At 67.8% G+C, this 18,289-nt stretch carries 15 protein-coding genes and 2 rRNA genes; 16 read left to right on the top strand and 1 reads right to left on the bottom strand.

The features are described 5' to 3' along the window. Positions 1-66: 66 nt before the first annotated feature. Positions 67-3,202 (top strand): 23S ribosomal RNA (locus GON09_RS04185). Between the two features lie 108 nt (positions 3,203-3,310). After that, positions 3,311-3,427, top strand: a 5S ribosomal RNA gene (gene rrf / locus GON09_RS04190). Between the two features lie 47 nt (positions 3,428-3,474). On the opposite strand, the gene GON09_RS28960 is transcribed toward rrf, so the two are convergent. After that, positions 3,475-4,344, bottom strand: coding sequence for a hypothetical protein (locus GON09_RS28960; protein ID WP_374195274.1), 870 nt, complete (start codon positions 4,342-4,344; stop codon positions 3,475-3,477). A gap of 6 nt (positions 4,345-4,350) precedes the next feature. Between GON09_RS28960 and GON09_RS04195 the strand changes: the two genes are divergently transcribed. The 14 genes from GON09_RS04195 to scpB all read left to right on the top strand — a co-directional run bounded on the left by GON09_RS04195 (position 4,351) and on the right by scpB (position 18,281). Beyond that, entirely contained in the window at positions 4,351-4,908 is a 558-nt protein-coding gene (locus GON09_RS04195; RefSeq protein ID WP_374195275.1) for a hypothetical protein, read from the top strand. Then, positions 4,905-5,936 carry an HAD-IIA family hydrolase gene (locus tag GON09_RS04200; RefSeq protein ID WP_213930727.1) on the top strand — a complete coding sequence of 344 codons (1,032 nt, stop codon included), beginning with the start codon at positions 4,905-4,907 and terminating at the stop codon, positions 5,934-5,936. The genes GON09_RS04195 and GON09_RS04200 overlap by 4 nt, the downstream gene beginning before the upstream one ends. A gap of 52 nt (positions 5,937-5,988) precedes the next feature. Next, a complete protein-coding gene (locus GON09_RS04205; RefSeq protein ID WP_213930728.1) occupies positions 5,989-6,219 on the top strand; it encodes a hypothetical protein in 231 nt (76 codons plus the stop codon). 1 nt (position 6,220) lies between these two features. After that, on the top strand, positions 6,221-7,045 hold the full coding sequence (locus GON09_RS04210) for a TlyA family RNA methyltransferase (protein ID WP_213930729.1): 825 nt from the start codon (positions 6,221-6,223) through the stop codon (positions 7,043-7,045). Further along, positions 7,042-7,977 (top strand): NAD kinase, encoded by a 936-nt coding sequence (locus tag GON09_RS04215; protein ID WP_213930730.1) that lies wholly within the window; start codon positions 7,042-7,044, stop codon positions 7,975-7,977. Before GON09_RS04210 ends, GON09_RS04215 begins: the two co-directional genes overlap by 4 nt. Beyond that, on the top strand, positions 7,977-9,746 hold the full coding sequence (gene recN / locus GON09_RS04220; RefSeq protein ID WP_213930731.1) for a DNA repair protein RecN: 1,770 nt from the start codon (positions 7,977-7,979) through the stop codon (positions 9,744-9,746). Before GON09_RS04215 ends, recN begins: the two co-directional genes overlap by 1 nt. 85 nt (positions 9,747-9,831) lie before the next feature. After that, complete coding sequence (gene steA / locus GON09_RS04225) at positions 9,832-11,016, top strand: putative cytokinetic ring protein SteA (RefSeq protein ID WP_213930732.1); 1,185 nt, start codon at positions 9,832-9,834, stop codon at positions 11,014-11,016. Then, positions 11,013-11,963, top strand: coding sequence for a copper transporter (locus GON09_RS04230; RefSeq protein WP_213930733.1), 951 nt, complete (start codon positions 11,013-11,015; stop codon positions 11,961-11,963). The genes steA and GON09_RS04230 overlap by 4 nt, the downstream gene beginning before the upstream one ends. Before the next feature lie 181 nt (positions 11,964-12,144). Continuing rightward, positions 12,145-13,896, top strand: coding sequence for a CTP synthase (locus GON09_RS04235; protein WP_213930734.1), 1,752 nt, complete (start codon positions 12,145-12,147; stop codon positions 13,894-13,896). A gap of 5 nt (positions 13,897-13,901) precedes the next feature. Then, complete coding sequence (locus GON09_RS04240; RefSeq protein ID WP_213930735.1) at positions 13,902-14,528, top strand: NUDIX domain-containing protein; 627 nt, start codon at positions 13,902-13,904, stop codon at positions 14,526-14,528. 57 nt (positions 14,529-14,585) lie between these two features. After that, a complete protein-coding gene (gene xerD, locus GON09_RS04245) occupies positions 14,586-15,503 on the top strand; it encodes a site-specific tyrosine recombinase XerD (protein ID WP_213934270.1) in 918 nt (305 codons plus the stop codon). A 134-nt stretch (positions 15,504-15,637) separates the two neighbouring features. Next, positions 15,638-16,621 carry a ParA family protein gene (locus GON09_RS04250; RefSeq protein ID WP_374195276.1) on the top strand — a complete coding sequence of 328 codons (984 nt, stop codon included), beginning with the start codon at positions 15,638-15,640 and terminating at the stop codon, positions 16,619-16,621. Between the two features lie 68 nt (positions 16,622-16,689). Then, positions 16,690-17,517: a segregation and condensation protein A gene (locus GON09_RS04255; RefSeq protein WP_307854497.1), complete on the top strand. Its 828-nt coding sequence runs from the start codon at positions 16,690-16,692 to the stop codon at positions 17,515-17,517. Next, positions 17,514-18,281 carry an SMC-Scp complex subunit ScpB gene (gene scpB / locus GON09_RS04260; RefSeq protein WP_374195277.1) on the top strand — a complete coding sequence of 256 codons (768 nt, stop codon included), beginning with the start codon at positions 17,514-17,516 and terminating at the stop codon, positions 18,279-18,281. The genes GON09_RS04255 and scpB overlap by 4 nt, the downstream gene beginning before the upstream one ends. Positions 18,282-18,289: the final 8 nt, after the last annotated feature.

Raw genomic sequence — 18,289 nt, forward strand, 5'->3', positions numbered from 1 at the left:
ACGGCGGGGTGAGTATTCGGTGTTGTGTGTTGTTTGAGAACTGCACAGTGGACGCGAGCATCTTTGTTGTAAGTGTTTATGAGCGTACGGTGGATGTCTTGGCACCAGGAGCCGATGAAGGACGTGGGAGGCTGCGATATGCCTCGGGGAGCTGTCAACCGAGCTGTGATCCGAGGATTTCCGAATGGGGAAACCCAGCACGAGTGATGTCGTGTTACCCGCATCTGAATATATAGGGTGTGTGGAGGGAACGTGGGGAAGTGAAACATCTCAGTACCCACAGGAAGAGAAAACAACATGTGATTCCGTGAGTAGTGGCGAGCGAAAGCGGATGAGGCTAAACCGAGTACATGTGATACCTGGCAGGGGTTGTGTATTCGGGGTTGTGGGGTTCGTTGTGTCGGCGCTGCCATGCCGGCCGACAGTGAGAAATCGTCGTGTTAGTCGAAGTGGTCTGGAACGGCCCGTCGTAGAGGGTGAGAATCCCGTAGACGAAAACACGGCGACTGTCGATACGAATACCCGAGTAGCACCGGGCCCGTGAAATCCGGTGTGAATCTGTCGGGACCACCCGATAAGCCTGAATACTCCCTGGTGACCGATAGCGGACAAGTACCGTGAGGGAAAGATGAAAAGTACCCCGGGAGGGGAGTGAAATAGTACCTGAAACCGTGCGCTTACAATCCGTCAGAGCCGATGCACGATTCAGTTCGTGGTGGGTGATGGCGTGCCTTTTGAAGAATGAGCCTGCGAGTTAGCGGCATGTCGCGAGGTTAACCCGTGTGGGGTAGCCGTAGCGAAAGCGAGTCCGAATAGGGCGACCTGTAGTGGCATGTTCTAGACCCGAAGCGGAGTGATCTACCCATGGCCAGGGTGAAGCGACGGTAAGACGTCGTGGAGGCCCGAACCCACTTAGGTTGAAAACTGAGGGGATGAGTTGTGGGTAGGGGTGAAAGGCCAATCAAACTCCGTGATAGCTGGTTCTCCCCGAAATGCATTTAGGTGCAGCGTCGCGTGTTTCTCACCGGAGGTAGAGCTACTGGATGGTCTAGGGGGCCCACAAGCTTACCGAAATCAGCCAAACTCCGAATGCCGGTGAGTGAGAGCGCGGCAGTGAGACTGCGGGGGATAAGCTTCGTAGTCGAGAGGGAAACAGCCCAGATCGCCGGCTAAGGCCCCTAAGCGTGTACTAAGTGGAAAAGGATGTGGGATCGCTGAGACAACCAGGAGGTTGGCTTAGAAGCAGCCACCCTTGAAAGAGTGCGTAATAGCTCACTGGTCAAGTGGTTCTGCGCCGACAATGTAGCGGGGCTCAAGTACACCGCCGAAGCCGCGGCATTCACACAACACCCACTTGTTTCTGCGGAAACTTGTGCAGTGGTGTGGATGGGTAGGGGAGCGTCGTGTGGCCGTGGAAGCGCCGGAGTGATCCAGGTGTGGAGGCCATGCGAGTGAGAATGCAGGCATGAGTAGCGAAAGACGAGTGAGAAACTCGTCCGCCGGATGACCAAGGGTTCCTGGGCCAGGTTAATCCGCCCAGGGTGAGTCGGGACCTAAGGCGAGGCCGACAGGCGTAGTCGATGGACAACGGGTTGATATTCCCGTACCCGTGTATCCGCGCCCAATGGCGAATCAGTTGTGCTAACCGTCCAAAAGTCTCCTGTGTCCCTTCGGGGGCTCGGGGGATGGCTGCACGGGACCCCGATTGTAGTAGTCAAGCGATGGGGTGACGCAGGAAGGTAGCTGGGCCAGGTGATGGAATACCTGGTGTAAGCCGGTAGGGCGAATGGTAGGCAAATCCGCCATTCACACAGCCTGAGAGGTGATGCGTACCCGTTGAGGGGAATTCAGTGATCCTATGCTGCCGAGAAAAGCCTCTAGTGAGTTGGTACACGGCCCGTACCCCAAACCGACACAGGTGGTCAGGTAGAGAATACCGAGGCGATCGAGAGAACTGTGGTTAAGGAACTCGGCAAAATGCCCCCGTAACTTCGGGAGAAGGGGGACCACGCTCGGTGACCGGACTTGCTCCGTGAGCTGGGGGTGGTCGCAGAGACCAGAGAGAAGCGACTGTTTACTAAAAACACAGGTCCGTGCGAAGTCGTAAGACGATGTATACGGACTGACGCCTGCCCGGTGCTGGAAGGTTAAGAGGACCGGTCAGCCATTTCGGTGGCGAAGCTGAGAATTTAAGCCCCAGTAAACGGCGGTGGTAACTATAACCATCCTAAGGTAGCGAAATTCCTTGTCGGGTAAGTTCCGACCTGCACGAATGGCGTAACGACTTCTCTGCTGTCTCGACCACAGACTCGGCGAAATTGCATTACGAGTAAAGATGCTCGTTACGCGCGGCAGGACGAAAAGACCCCGGGACCTTCACTATAGCTTGGTATTGGTGTTCGGTTCGGTTTGTGTAGGATAGGTGGGAGACTGTGAAGCTCATACGCCAGTATGGGTGGAGTCGTTGTTGAAATACCACTCTGATCGTATTGGACCTCTAACCTCGGACCATGATCTGGTTCAGGGACAGTGCCTGGTGGGTAGTTTAACTGGGGCGGTTGCCTCCCAAAATGTAACGGAGGCGCCCAAAGGTTCCCTCAGCCTGGTTGGCAATCAGGTGTCGAGTGCAAGTGCACAAGGGAGCTTGACTGTGAGACTGACAGGTCGAGCAGGGACGAAAGTCGGGACTAGTGATCCGGCACCGGCATGTGGAAGCGGTGTCGCTCAACGGATAAAAGGTACCCCGGGGATAACAGGCTGATCTTCCCCAAGAGTCCATATCGACGGGATGGTTTGGCACCTCGATGTCGGCTCGTCGCATCCTGGGGCTGGAGTAGGTCCCAAGGGTTGGGCTGTTCGCCCATTAAAGCGGCACGCGAGCTGGGTTTAGAACGTCGTGAGACAGTTCGGTCTCTATCCGCCGCGCGCGTTAGAAACTTGAGGAAGGCTGTCCCTAGTACGAGAGGACCGGGACGGACGAACCTCTGGTGTGCCAGTTGTCCCGCCAGGGGCATGGCTGGTTGGCTACGTTCGGAAGGGATAACCGCTGAAAGCATCTAAGCGGGAAGCCTGTTCCAAGATGAGGTTTCTCACCCCCTCGAGGGGGTAAGGCCCCCGGCAGACCACCGGGTTGATAGGCCGGAACTGGAAGCCCAGCAATGGGTGGAGGTGACCGGTACTAATAGGCCGAGGACTTACCACGAAGATGTTACGCGTCCACTGTGCGGTATCTGAAACAACACACACATCAGAACCGGAAACACCCCGCGGGGTGAACCCGGTTCGGTGCGTGGTTACTGTTTCATAGAGTTACGGCGGCCATAGCGACAGGGAAACGCCCGGTCCCATTCCGAACCCGGAAGCTAAGCCTGTCTGCGCCGATGGTACTGCACTCGACAGGGTGTGGGAGAGTAGGACACCGCCGAACACCCGTTCCGAAAGGGGACCCACTCGTTTGGGTCCCCTTTCGCGTTTTCATGAGAGGATTTTTCTGTGTCCGACGGCAACGGTGAACGTCGGTCCTTCAGGAGTGGAGGATCCACTCCGTGGTCGGGCCGCAAGAACGAACGCGACGAACGCGCCGACGACAGCCGCGGCGAGCGTGCACCGCGCGACCGCGACGAACGCGGGCGCGGTGACGACCGCCGGCAGGGCGGTTACGGAACCGGCGGACGTTCGTCCGGCCGGGAGGACGACCGTCGTCCCCAGCGCGGTGACGATCGACGTCCTCCGCGCAGCGATGATCGGCATCCTCAGCGAAGTGAGGACCGTCGCCCTCGAAGCGGCGACGATCGCCGTCCCCAGCACGGCGACGACCGCCGCACCTACCAGGGTGGAGACCGCCGCGATCGCGGCCGCGACGACGCCCGTTCCGACCGCGGCGACCGTCCCTACCGCGAACGCTCCGGAGGCGACGAGCGCCCCCGTCGCAGCGAGGATCGTCCCGGTCGCAGCGACGACCGCGGTCGGCAGTACAGTGACCGTCCCCGCCAGGGTGCGGACCGTCCCCGCGGCGAGCGCAGCTATGGCACTCGCGACGACCGTCGCGGTAGCGACCAGCGCGGTAGTGACCAGCGCGGTGGAGGCGACCGCCGGGGCTACTCGGGCGACCGTCGAGGACCCCAGTCCGGCGACCGCCGCGGCGAGGGTGCACCCCGCCGTCGCGGTGGTGAAGGTGGATTCGGTCCGTCTCGCGGGCGCGAAGGTGTCGCGCCACAGCGTCGCGACGCACGTCCGGACGAGCCCGATCTGCCCGACGACGTCGAGGCGTCCGAGCTCGATCCCACCATTCGTCGCGACCTGCTGAGCCTGGACAAGTCGAACGCGAACAGCGTCGCCCGGCATCTGGTGATGGCCGGTCGGTTGCTCGAGGACGATCCCCGTGCCGCGCTGTCCCATGCCCGGGCCGCCCGACAGCGCGCCGGCCGCATCGCCGTCGTCCGCGAGGCCGCCGGCATCACGGCGTATCACGCCGGTGAGTGGGCGGAGGCACTGTCCGAACTCCGTGCAGCCCGCCGTATGTCCGGTGGCACGGGACTGCTCGCCGTGATGGCCGACTGCGAACGCGGCCTCGGCCGTCCCGAGAAGGCACTCGAGCTGGGACGCGGCGACGATGCACGCAAGCTGACCGGCGACGACGCCGCCGAGCTGCGCATCGTCCTCGCCGGCGCCCGCATGGATCTCGGCCAGTACGACCAGGCCGTCGTCACGTTGCAGACGCCCGACCTCGATCCGGAACGCACCGGGACGCCTGCAGCCCGACTCTTCTACGCCTACGCCGACGCCCTCGTGGCCGCCGGACGGACCGAAGAAGGCCTGCAATGGTTCCTGCACTCCGCAGCCGCAGACATCGAAGGCGTCACCGACGCCGAGGAACGGGTGGAGGAGCTCACCGGAGAGGCGCCGTGACAGACGGCACCGATCCGGCCACAGGTACCGCCCCCCGCGACACACTGCGTCGGATCTACGACGTCCTGCTGCTCGACCTCGACGGCACCGTCTACCGGGGCGCCGAACCCGTCCCGGGCGCCCGCGAGGCGCTGGCTACCGGTGACGACACCGTTCTGTACGTCACGAACAACGCCAGCCGCCGGCCCGGGGAGGTCGCGTTGCACCTGCGGGAACTCGGCTTCCCGGCCGAGGATTCGTCCGTGGTGACGAGCTCGCAGTCCGCTGCGCGCCTGCTCGCCGAGCGGTTCCCCGCCGGCACACCGGTGCTCGTCGTCGGAACCGACGCCCTCGCCGAGGAGGTGGCCGCGGTCGGTCTCACCCCGGTTCGGTCGGCGGACGCGCATCCGGTGGCCGTGGTGCAGGGGCATTCCCCGGATACCGGTTGGGCGATCCTCGCGGAGGCGACGCTCGCCGTCCGCGCCGGCGCCCTGTGGGTGGCCACGAACGTCGACTCGACCCTGCCCACGGAACGCGGGCTCGTCCTCGGTAACGGATCGATGGTCGCGGCGGTGCGCAACGCCACCGGCGCGACCCCGATCGTGGCGGGCAAGCCCGCTGCGCCGCTGCTCGAGGACGCGATCCGTCGCGGTGGCGCCCAGCGTCCCCTCGTGATCGGCGACCGGCTGGACACCGACATCGAAGGCGCCAACGCCGTGGGTGCGGATTCTCTCCTCGTGCTGACCGGGGTGAGCACCGTCGACGATCTGCTCCGGGCCCCGGCCGAGCAACGCCCGACCTATGTCGCAGCCTCGCTCGCGAGCCTCGATCAGCCTGCCGACCGACTTCGCGTCGCTCCGCACACCTCGTGGGACGTCAGGGTCGACGGAGGTGATCTTCACCTCGCTGCCACGCAGTCGGCGATCGATCCTATGGAGGCGCTTCGGGGTCTTCTCGACATCGCCTGGGCCAACCCCGGTTTCGGGCAGGTCCGGCCGCTGGGCGAGCATGCGCGCTCCGTCGTGGACGCGTGGACGGCGACGGTCTGATCGGCACCGGAGGGTGTGGCGCGGTCGCACCCATCGACTAGCGTGGACCGTGATGAGCACGCCGATTCCACGTCCGGGCGAACACCTTCCCGGCACGCGCCCCACTGTCGATCCCGCACGCGTCCGCGAAGAGGTCGACGCGTTGTTGACGCGTGTGCGGGAGGGCGCACCCGTCGCCGACGCCGCGAGCACCGACCAGTCCGTCTTGCTCGACCAGGCCGAGATGCTCGAACAGGCCCACGAGGTCCTCGTGCAAGCCTTGTCGACCGTGGACAAGATCTGACGTGGCACGCCGGGCACGCGTCGACGCGGAACTGGTAAGGCGGGGTCTGGCGCGCTCACGTGAGCACGCCAGCGAACTGATCACCGCAGGTCGGGTGCTGATCGCGGGCACCGTGGCCTCCAAGCCGGCGACCGCCGTCGAACCGAACACCCCGCTGATCGTCACCGAGGTGAGCGACGAGGTCTCCTGGGCATCCCGTGGCGCCCACAAGCTCCTCGGTGCCCTCGAGGCATTCGCGCCGGAGGGACTGCAGGTGACGGGGCGTCGCTGTCTCGACGCCGGCGCGTCGACCGGTGGTTTCACCGATGTGCTGCTGCACGAAGGTGCCGCGGAGGTCGTCGCGGTTGACGTCGGGTACGGCCAGCTGGTCTGGCGGCTGCAGTCCGACGAGCGTGTCCACGTGATCGATCGAACAAATGTGCGTAGCATCGACGCCGAGACGATCGGTGGGCGCGTCGACCTGGTGGTCGCCGACCTGTCGTTCATCTCCCTGACACTGGTGTTGCCGGCGTTCGTGGCCTGTGTCGCCCCGGGCGGCGACCTACTGCCGATGGTCAAACCCCAGTTCGAGGTGGGGAAGGACCGAGTCGGCAGCGGCGGTGTGGTGCGCGATCCCGCATTGCGCACCGAGGCGGTGCTCGACGTCGCGCGCGAAGCGCAGCGGCAGGGCTTGCGCACCCTCGGAGCGGTGGCGAGCCCGCTGCCCGGGCCGTCCGGCAACGTCGAGTACTTCTTGTGGCTGCGGGCCGGCGAGCCGGGGCCGGAGGATCTCGACCCATCGGTGATCGAACTGATCGAGCGTGCGGTGCAGGAAGGACCACAGTGAGCGAAGAGACCGTCGCGGCGCGATCGGGCCGGGAAATCCTGTTGGTCTCCCATTCGGGGCGCGATGAGATCGCCGGCACCGCGCTGCGGGTCGCCAAGATTCTCGGCGAGGCCGGCATCGGCCTGCGCACCCTCGACGACGAGGCCGTGAGCAACGGACTCGGTGTCCTCGCCCTGCCGGGCAGCTTCATCAGCGTCGTCGAACCCGGCCCGGAAGCGGCCGCCGGCTGCGAGATGGTGATCGTCCTCGGCGGCGACGGCAGTTTCCTCCGGGCCGCCGAACTCGCGCAGTATTCGGCGGTGCCGGTCCTCGGCATCAACCTCGGCCGCATCGGCTTCCTCGCCGAGGCCGAGGCCGAACACCTCGAAGAAGCGCTCATGCAGGTGGTGCGCCGCGAATACCGCGTCGAACAGCGCATGACTCTCGACGTGACCGTGCGCATGGACGACGAGGTCCTCGACCGCGGCTGGGCGCTGAACGAAGCCAGTCTCGAGAACAAGTCGCGGCTCGGGGTGCTCGAGGTGGTCCTCGAGGTCGACGGCCGTCCCGTCTCCTCCTTCGGCTGCGACGGTGTCCTCGTCGCCACCCCGACGGGGTCGACGGCCTACGCCTTCTCGGCCGGCGGACCGATCGTGTGGCCCGAACTCGAAGCGCTGCTGGTGATCCCGAGCAACGCGCACGCGTTGTTCGCGCGTCCGCTGGTGACCAGCCCCGAGTCGATCATCGCCGTCGAGACCCTCGCCGGTGGCCATGACGGGGTGGTCTTCTGCGACGGCCGCCGCATCCTGGACGTCCCGGCCGGTGCGCGGCTCGAAGTGGTGCGGGGATGCGATCCGGTCCGCTGGGTGCGGCTGGATTCGGCACCGTTCGCCGATCGGATGGTGCGCAAGTTCGAACTTCCGGTGAAGGGCTGGCGGGGAAGGAAGCTCTGATGCTCGCAGAGATCCGGATCGACAACCTGGGTGTGATCTCCGAGGCGTATGCGCGCTTCGACGGGGGTCTGACGGTGCTCACCGGCGAGACCGGTGCCGGTAAGACGATGGTCGTGACGAGCCTGCACCTGCTCTCCGGGGTGCGCGCCGACCCGTCCCGGGTGCGGGTCGGGGCGAACCGCGCCGTGGTGGAGGGGCGTTTCGAGATCGAACCGGCGCCCAGCCATGTCGAACAGCGGATCGCCGAGTTGCTCGAGGCCACCGGCGCCCAGCGCGACGAGGACGGTAGCATCATCGCGGTCCGCACCGTCGGCAGCGACGGCCGCTCCCGCGCCCATCTCGGGGGGCGCAGTGTGCCGGTGGGGGCGTTGTCGGAATTCACCGGCCCACTGTTGACCGTGCACGGGCAGAACGACCAGTTGCGGCTGCTGCGCCCCGACGAACAGCGCGCCGCGCTCGACCGGTTCGGGGGCAAGACCGTCGCCGGTCTGCTCGAGCGGTACCGCACCCGACGGCGCCGCTGGCTCGAGGCCCGCACCGAACTGCAGGAACGCACCGAGCGGTCACGCGAACTCGCGCAGGAGGCCGACCGGCTGCACTTCGGGCTCGACGAGATCGACCGCGCCGCACCCGAACCGGGGGAGGACACCCGCATCGTCGACGAGGTGCGGCGCCTGTCCGATCTCGACTCGCTGCGCGAGGCGGCCACCCTCGCGCACGACGCCCTCGCGGGCGACGACAACGGCGACGCCGACGCGTACTCCGCGGCGCTCGACCTGCTCGGCGAGGCCCGCGCCCGCCTCGAAGGCAGCGACGATCCCGCTCTGCGCGAGCTCGGCCCCCGCCTCGGCGAAGCGATCGCGGTGGTCACCGACGTCACCGCTGACATCTCCGGTTACCTGTCCGACCTGCCGTCCGACCCGAGCGCTCTCGAGACGCTGCTCAACCGGCAGGCGGAGCTGAAGAACCTCACCCGTAAGTACGCCGCCGACATCGACGGAGTGCTCGAGTGGGCCCGCGAGGCCCGCGAACGCCTGTCCGGTCTGGATGTCTCCGCCGAGGCGATCGACAAGCTCACCGCCGAGGTCGAGGCCGAAGCGGCCGCGACCGCGGAAGCCGCCACCGCCCTGTCGACGGCACGACACAAGGTCGCCGGCAAGCTGGCGAAGGCCGTGAGCAAGGAACTGTCGGGTCTCGCGATGGGGCGCGCCGTGCTCGACGTGAACATTGCCGACCGCGCGGCGACCGCAAGCGACACGGCACCGTTGCAGGTCGGCGACCGGCTGCTGCACGCCGGCGAATCGGGGATCGACGAGGTGGAGTTCCGGCTCGCGCCGCACAGCGACGCCCCGGCCCGCCCGCTCGCCCGCAGTGCCTCCGGCGGTGAACTCTCCCGCGTCATGCTCGCTCTCGAAGTGGTGCTCGCCGGCTCCGAGCGCGGCGCCACCATGGTCTTCGACGAGGTCGACGCCGGGGTCGGTGGCCGCGCGGCCGTCGAGATCGGGCGGCGCCTCGCGCGCCTGTCGCGCACCCATCAGGTCATCGTGGTCACGCACCTGCCGCAGGTCGCGGCGTTCGCCGACACCCATCTCGTCGTCGACAAGGTCGACGACCGGGCCGGGGTGATCAGCAGCGGGGTGCACACCCTCAGCGAGGAGGAGCGGGTCACCGAACTCGCCCGGATGCTCGCCGGGCTCGACGACACCGAAACCGGGCGTGCGCACGCCGAAGAACTGCTCGCCGTCGCCCACGCCGAACGCACCGGCTGAGCCCGTCGGGGTGCCGGGATGATGTTCACACGACTCCCGGCGCGCCTCCACAACCTCACTCGTATACCAGCGCATCATCTCTTCCATGAAGATGCCGGCGCTGCTGTCCCGTAACAACGAAACGTTGCCCGGAGTGAGTGGCATTGCCCGGGTCGACAGGAACACCGCGAAGCTGCTGCGCCGGATCGGTCCCGGCGACGTGGTCGTCCTCGACGCCGTGGACCTCGATCGCGTCACCGCCGACGCGCTCGTCGAGGCGGGCGTCACCGCGGTGATCAACGCGTCCCCGTCGATCTCGGGCCGGTACCCGAATCTCGGCCCCGAGGTGATCGTCGCGCACGACATCGTGCTGGTGGACAACGTCGGCACCGAGGTCTTCAAGAAGATCAAGGACGGTGCGAAGGTCCGGGTGCACGAAGGTGGGGTGTACGCGGGGGAGCGGATGCTCATCGAGGGCGACGAGCAGACCGACATCGAGATCTCCGACCGCATGATCGAAGCCCGGACCGGGCTCGTCGACCACCTCGAGGCGTTCTCGGGCAACACCATCGAATTCATCCGGTCGGAGAGTCCGCTGCTCATAGACGGCGTCGGCATCCCCGACATCGACCTCGATCTGCGCGACCGGCACGTGGTCGTCGTCTCCGACGGTCCCGGGCACGTGCAGGACCTCAAGGACCTCAAGCCGTTCATCAAGGAGTACTCGCCGATCCTGGTGGGTGTCGGTCCCGGCGCCGACAGCCTCACCAAGGCGGGTTACCGTCCCGACCTCATCGTCGGGGATCCCGACGAGATCGGCACCGCGACCCTCAAGTCCGGTGCCGAAGTGGTGCTGCCCGCCGACCCGGACGGCCACGCCCGGGGCCTCGAGCGCATCCAGGATCTCGGTATCGGCGCGATGACCTTCCCCGCCGTCGGTACGCCCACCGATCTGGCGCTGCTGCTCGTCGAGCATCACGGTGCAGCGCTGGTGGTGACGGTCGGCAGCACCGTCTCGCTCGACGAGTTCTTCGACCACGGTCGCCGCGACACCAACCCGTCGGCGGTGATGACCCGCCTGAAGGTCGGACCGAAACTCGTCGACGCGAAAGCGGTGGCCACCCTTTATCGCAGCCGGGTCTCGGGCGGGGTGATCGCCCTGCTCGTCTTCGCGGCCCTGATCGCCGTGATCGCCGCGCTCGCGGTGTCCAACCTCGGGGGCGACGTCGTCGAACTCGCCCGCCAGTGGTGGGAGAACGCCGTCGAGTGGATTCGGGGTCTGCGCGCGTGATCTCGATGCGCCATCACGTCGTCTCCCTGGTGGCGGTGTTCCTGGCCCTGGCAGTCGGAATCGTGCTCGGCTCCGGGCTGCTGGCCGACAGTGTCGTCACCGGCCTGCGCGACGACAAGGCGGAGCTGCGCCGGGAGGTCCAGCAAGCCGAGGACCACGGCAGCCGGCTCGAGGCGCAACTGCTCGCCGGCGACGGTTTCGACTCCACCGTCGGCCCACGCATCGTGCGCGACGAGCTCCTCGACCGCACGATCCTCGTCGTGACCACCCCGGACGCGGCACCCGAGGACGTCGACGCCGTCGTCCGCTCCGTCGGTGACGCCGGGGGTCGCGTCACCGCCCGCATTGCGCTGACCGACTCGTTCGTCGACGCGACCGGAGCCGACCAACTCCGCACGACCGTCACCAACGTCGTGCCGGCCGGGGTGGAACTGCAGACCGGCGCCGTCGACCCCGGCAGCCTCGCCGGGGATCTGCTCGGCGCGGTACTGCTCGTCGACCCGGCCACCGGCCGGCCGCGGAGCACCCCGGAGGAACGTGCCCTGGCGCTCACCACGCTGCGCAGCGGCGGCTTCGTCACCTACGAGGACGACCAGGTCGAACCGGCCCAGAGCGCGCTCGTCGTGACCGGCGACCACAGCGGCAACGCCGAACGCGGCGGCAACCGCGGTTCGCTGATCGCCCGCTTCGCCGGGGTCGTCGACGGCCGCGGCGCCGGCGCGGTCCTCGCGGGCCGAACCGGGGCGGCGGAGGGCAACGGCCCCATCGCGGTGGTGCGGGCCGATGCCGCGCTCGCCGCGGGCCTGTCCACGGTGGACAACCTCGACCGCGAATCGGGGCGCCTGACGACGGTCCTCGCGTTGCGCGAGCAGTTCGACGGTGGCAGCGGCCGGTACGGGACCGGACCGAGCGCGACCGCCGTCACGGTCGGCTCCCCGGCCCGCTGAGCGTCGCCGCGGCCGTCCTCAGCCGGGCGGGCGTGTGACGTCGATTGCACCGGGGGCCCGCAATCGCGAGTCGGGTACGCGCCCGCCCACGGAGGTGTTACCGTGAAGTTCCGTGGGTCGGCAGGCCCCAGCTGTATCGCATCAGTCCAAAAGTCCTGCACCTGACGTCACGGGAGCTTCTTTGCCACAGTCACGCCACTCGCGTACCCCTACCAAGCACATCTTCGTCAGCGGGGGCGTCGCGTCCTCGCTCGGCAAGGGGCTCACAGCGTCGAGCCTGGGCACTCTGCTCACCGCACGCGGCATGCGCGTGACGATGCAGAAGCTCGACCCGTACCTCAATGTCGACCCCGGCACGATGAATCCGTTCCAGCACGGCGAGGTCTTCGTCACCGAGGACGGCGCCGAGACCGACCTCGACGTCGGCCACTACGAGCGCTTCCTCGACCGGGACCTGTCCGCCGACGCCAACGTCACCACCGGCCAGGTGTACTCCACGGTCATCGCCAAGGAACGCCGCGGGGAATATCTCGGCGACACCGTGCAGGTCATCCCGCACATCACGGACGAGATCAAGCGCCGCATCCTCGCGATGGCCGCCCCCGATGCCGAGGGCCAGGTCCCGGATGTGGTGATCACCGAGATCGGCGGCACCGTCGGCGACATCGAATCGCAGCCGTTCCTCGAGGCCGCCCGCCAGGTCCGGCACGAGGTCGGTCGCGAGAACTGCTTCTTCCTGCACGTCTCGCTCGTGCCCTATCTCGGCCCGTCCGGTGAGCTGAAGACCAAGCCCACCCAGCACTCGGTGGCGGCGCTGCGCAACATCGGCATCCAGCCCGATGCCCTCGTGCTGCGCTGCGACCGCGACGTCCCGGCCTCGCTCAAGGCCAAGATCTCGCTGATGTGCGACGTCGACGTCGCCGGCTGCATCTCCTGCCCCGACGCGCCGAGCATCTACGACATCCCGAAGGTGCTGCACAGCGAAGGCCTCGACGCCTACGTCGTGCGCCAGCTCGGCCTGCCCTTCCGCGACGTCGACTGGACGGTGTGGGGCAACCTGCTCGAGCGGGTCCACAACCCCCGCGAGACCGTCGACGTCGCGCTCGTCGGCAAGTACATCGACCTGCCCGACGCCTACCTGTCGGTCACCGAGGCGCTGCGCGCCGGCGGTTTCGCGCACCGCGCGAAGGTCAAGATCCGCTGGGTCGCCTCCGACGAGTGCGAGACCGAGGCCGGCGCCGAGAAGCATCTCGGCGATGTCGACGCGGTGCTGATCCCCGGCGGTTTCGGTATCCGCGGCATCGAGGGCAAACTCGGCGCGATCCGCTTCGCCCGCACCCGCAAGATCCCGCTGCTCGGTCTGTGCCTGGGTCTGCAGTGCGTCGTCATCGAGGCCGCGCGTTCGGTAGGCATCGACGACGCCTCGTCCACCGAGTTCGATCCCGACACCACCGCCCCGGTCATCTCCACGATGGCCGACCAGGAACAGGCGGTCGCGGGCGAGGCCGATCTCGGCGGCACCATGCGCCTGGGTGCCTACCCGGCCGTGCTGAAGAAGGGCTCGGTCGTCGCCAGGGCCTACGGCAGCGAGCAGGTCTCCGAACGGCACCGGCACCGCTACGAGGTCAACAACGCCTACCGCGACCAGATCGCCAAGTCCGGTCTGGTGTTCTCCGGCACTTCCCCGGACGGACGTCTCGTCGAGTTCGTCGAGTACCCGGCTGCCACGCATCCGTTCTTCGTCGCCACGCAGGCGCACCCGGAGCTCAAGAGCCGGCCCACCCGCCCGCACCCGCTGTTCTCCGGTCTCGTCGCCGCCGCGCTGCAGTACAAGGCGGCCGAGCGGCTCCCGGTCGAGATCCACGGTGAGAACACCGCTGCCGAGGAGGCCACCACGGCCGCGTCGACGTCCACCACAAGCGACGCCGAGTAGTCGACATGGCGCAGCGACACGATTTCCGCACCCTGGCGAGCCGGCGGATCTACACGGGCGCCATCGTGTCGCTGCGCGTCGACGATGTGGCGATGCCCGACGGGCGCACCGCCGAACGCGAAGTGGTCGAACATCACGGCGCGGTGGCGGTCGTGGCCGTCGACGAGCAGGACCGGGTGGTGCTCGTGCACCAGTACCGTCACCCGCTCGGCCGGCGACTGTGGGAACTTCCCGCCGGGCTGCTCGACGCCCCCGGAGAGGATCCCCTCGACACCGCCCGTCGCGAACTCGCCGAGGAGACCGGTCTGGCCGCCGCCGAGTGGGAACTCCTCGTCGACATCGCGCTCTCACCCGGATTCACCGACGAAGCCGTGCGCGTCTTCGCCGCCCGCGGCCTGAGCGAGGTCGACCGCCCCGATCCGGAACACGAGGAGGCCGATCTCGAGGTCCGCCGCGTCCCCGTCGACGACGCTGTGGCGATGGTGCTGCGCGGGGAGATCGTCAACGCCACCGCGGTGTCCGGTCTCCTCGCGTTCGCGACCGCCCGCGCGACGGGTACCGCGACCCGCGCACCGGACGCACCGTGGCCGGACCGGCCGCTCGCCTTCGCCCGCACCCGCGCGGAGGGGTGAGCAGTGCTGCCCGGTGAGGAGCGTCCCGCCACGCAGGTCGCTCCGCAGCCGTCCCCGATACTCACCGGGCAACTCGACGCTTATCTGGCGCACCTGACCGTCGAACGAGGGGTCGCGGCGAACACTCTCGCCTCCTATCGGCGCGATCTGCTGCGCTACGTCGAACACCTCACCGACGCGCACGTCGGCGACCTCGCGGACGTCCACGAACACCACATCAGTGATTTCGCCGCGGGCCTGCGCCGCGGTGATCCGGAACGGAACCGCCCGGCGCTCGCGGCGAGCTCGGCCGCCCGGGCCCTGATCGCCGTGCGCGGTCTGCACCGCTTCGCTGCCGCCGAGGGGCAGACCCCCGTCGATGTCGCTCGCACCGTCAAACCACCGGCGCCCGGACGCCGCCTGCCCAAGGCACTGACCGTCGACCAGGTCAGCGCGATCCTCGACGCCGCCGCGCCCGAGGCCGACGGTCCCCGCGACCTGCGCGACCGGGCGCTGCTCGAATTGCTGTACTCCACCGGTGCCCGCATCTCCGAGGCCGTCGGGCTCGACGTCGACGACATCGACACCGAATCGCGCACGGTGCTGTTGCGCGGCAAGGGCGGCAAACAGCGGCTCGTGCCGGTCGGGCGCCCGGCGCTCGGCGCGCTCGACGCCTATCTCGTGCGCGGACGACCGACGCTGGCGACCGGCCGCACCGCGGCGGTCTTCCTCAACGCCCGCGGTGGACGTCTGTCGCGGCAGAGCGCGTGGAAGGTGCTGCAGACCGCCGCCGACCGCGCCGGAGTGGATGTCGGGGTCTCCCCGCACACGCTGCGACACTCGTTCGCGACCCACCTGCTCGACGGCGGCGCGGACGTACGTGTGGTGCAGGAGTTACTCGGGCATGCTTCTGTGACGACCACGCAGATATACACCCTGGTCACCGCCGGTGCCCTCCGAGAGGTGTGGGCGCAGGCCCATCCCCGGGCGCGATGACCGACTCCGCGGCGGACGCGTGTCCGTGCGGTGATCCAGGCGACGAAGCGGTAGCGTTCCGGGGAAGAGCCGCCGGGCCACCCGACGGATCGACGAGAGAACATCTGGGTCGCAAGACAGGGGGAGTACCGAACGTGGGCACACCTCGGCCACCCGCCACGTACATGGAGCCGGAGCACCTCCGGCCGAACACCGTCCCGGTCGGCACGCACGGCCGCGAGGACGCCGACAGATCGTCCACCACCGAGCAGACCACCACCGCAGGAACCGTCGCGGAGCCCGATCTCGGACCGACCGGCCGGCCGCGCCGACCCGTCCCGGAACCGGTGCCGCTGTCCACCCACGGACCGGCCCGCATCATCGCGATGTGCAACCAGAAGGGCGGGGTCGGCAAGACCACCTCGACGATCAACCTCGGCGCGTCCCTCGCCGAATACGGGCGCCGCGTCCTGCTCGTCGATCTCGATCCGCAGGGTGCGCTGTCCGCCGGACTCGGTGTCGCCCACCACGACCTCGACCTCACCGTGCACAACCTGCTCGTCGAACCGCGGGTGTCCACCGACGACGTGCTCGTACGCACCCACGTCGAGGGCCTCGACCTGCTGCCGAGCAACATCGACCTGTCCGCGGCGGAGATCCAGCTCGTCTCCGAGGTCGGCCGCGAACAGGCCCTCGGCCGGGCGCTGTACCCGATGCTCGACCGTTACGACTACATCCTCGTCGACTGCCAGCCGTCGCTGGGGCTGCTCACCGTCAACGCGCTCGCCTGCGCCGACTCGGTGCTCATCCCCATGGAATGCGAGTTCTTCAGCCTGCGCGGCCTGGCCCTGCTCAACGACACCGTCGCCAAGGTCCGCGACCGGCTGAACCCGAAGCTTGCAGTCGCGGGCATCCTCGTCACCATGTTCGACTCGCGCACCCTGCACGGACGCGAGGTGATGTCCCGGGTCGTGGAGGTCTTCGGCGACCTCGTCTACGACGCCGTCATCAACCGCACCGTGAAGTTCCCCGAGACCAGCGTCGCCGGTGAACCCATCACCCGCTGGGCGCCCACCTCCGCCGGCGCCGAGTCGTACCGCGCGCTCGCGCGGGAAGTGATCCACCGGAGCGGTCGCTGAGCTCCGTGCACGCTCCCGTCCACGACACCGCGGACACCGGCACGGCACCCGACGCGGAGGCCGACGCGGTGGTTCTGGAGGAATCCAGCCGGCCGACCCCTCCGGAGGTGGAGACCACCTCGGGGTTCCACGTGCGCCTGCGCAATTTCGAGGGCCCGTTCGACCTGCTGTTGACCCTCATCTCGCAGCGGCGCCTCGACGTCACCGAGGTCGCCCTCCACGAGGTCACCGACGACTTCATCGCCTATACCCGCAAGCTCGGACCCGAACTCGGCCTGGACCAGACCACCGAGTTCCTGGTCGTCGCCGCGACTCTCCTCGACCTCAAGGCCGCGCGGCTGCTGCCCTCCGGTGAGGTCGACGATCCCGAGGACCTCGCGCTGCTCGAGGCGCGCGACCTGCTGTTCGCGCGACTGCTGCAGTACCGCGCCTACAAGCAGATCGCCGAACAGTTCGCCGCGTTCGAGGCCGCCGCCCTGCGCCGTTATCCGCGCGCGGTGTCCCTGGAGGACCGCTTCGAGAATCTGGTGCCCGAGGTCGTGCTCGGCGTCGACCCACAGCGTTTCGCCGAGATCGCCGCCGCGGCCTTCCGGCCGAAACCGCCCCCCACCGTCGGTCTCGACCACCTGCACACCCCGAAGGTGTCGGTTCCCGAGCAGGCCGCCCACGTCCTGGCCTTGCTCCGCGCCCGCGGCGCCGGCGCCTGGGTCGGTTTCGACGAACTCGTCGCCGATTGCGACCATGGGCTGCTGGTCGTCGCACGGTTCCTGGCGTTGCTCGAGCTGTACCGCGAACGCGCGGTCACCTTCGAGCAACCCGACCCGCTGGGGCACCTGCAGGTCGCGTGGACGGGGGAGGCCGACAGCGCTGTCGATTTCGAGGAGGACTACGGGTGAGCGACGACGCCGTCGCGCAGGAGCGCGCAGGGGACACCGTCGCGCAGGAGCGCGCAGGGGACACCGTCGCGCAGGAGCATGTGAGCGATGCCGCCGCGCCGGAGCGTGCATGGGACGGTGAGCTCCTCGATATCGCCGACGACGAACTCACCGCGGCCCTCGAAGCTCTGTTGCTCGTCGTCGACACCCCTGCACCCACCGAGCCGCTCGCCACCGCCATCGGGGTCACCGCCGACCGTGCCGAAGCCGCGCTGCGGCGTCTCGCGCAGGACCTCACCGCGCGCGGATCCGGTATCGACCTGCGGTACGCGGGCGACGGATGGCGCTTCTACACCCGTCGCGATTTCGCGCCGTACGTCGAGAAGTTGCTGCAGGGTGGCGCCCGCACCAAACTCACCCGCGCCGCACTCGAGACTCTCGCCGTGATCGCTTATCGTCAGCCGGTCACCCGCAGCCGTGTCGGCGCGGTGCGCGGCGTCAACGTCGACGGGGTGATGCGCACGCTGCTCGCCCGCGATCTGATCGCCGAGGCAGGCACCGATCCCGAGACCGGTGGCACTCTCTACATCACCACCGAGTTGTTCCTCGAACGTCTCGGCCTGGCATCTCTTCAGGATCTTCCGCCCGTTGCGCCGCTTCTGCCCGATGTCGATGTGATCGACGACATCGCCGACAGTCTCGAGTCGGACCCACGATTTGAGAGAATGGGTAAGAACGCGCGTCCCGAGACTCTCTCGCCCGCGGAGTTCGATCCAGAGAACTGACAGGAATC

Origin of the sequence: Rhodococcus sp. B50, assembly GCF_013602415.1 — a bacterium.
In the GTDB taxonomy this organism is placed as follows: domain Bacteria; phylum Actinomycetota; class Actinomycetes; order Mycobacteriales; family Mycobacteriaceae; genus Rhodococcus.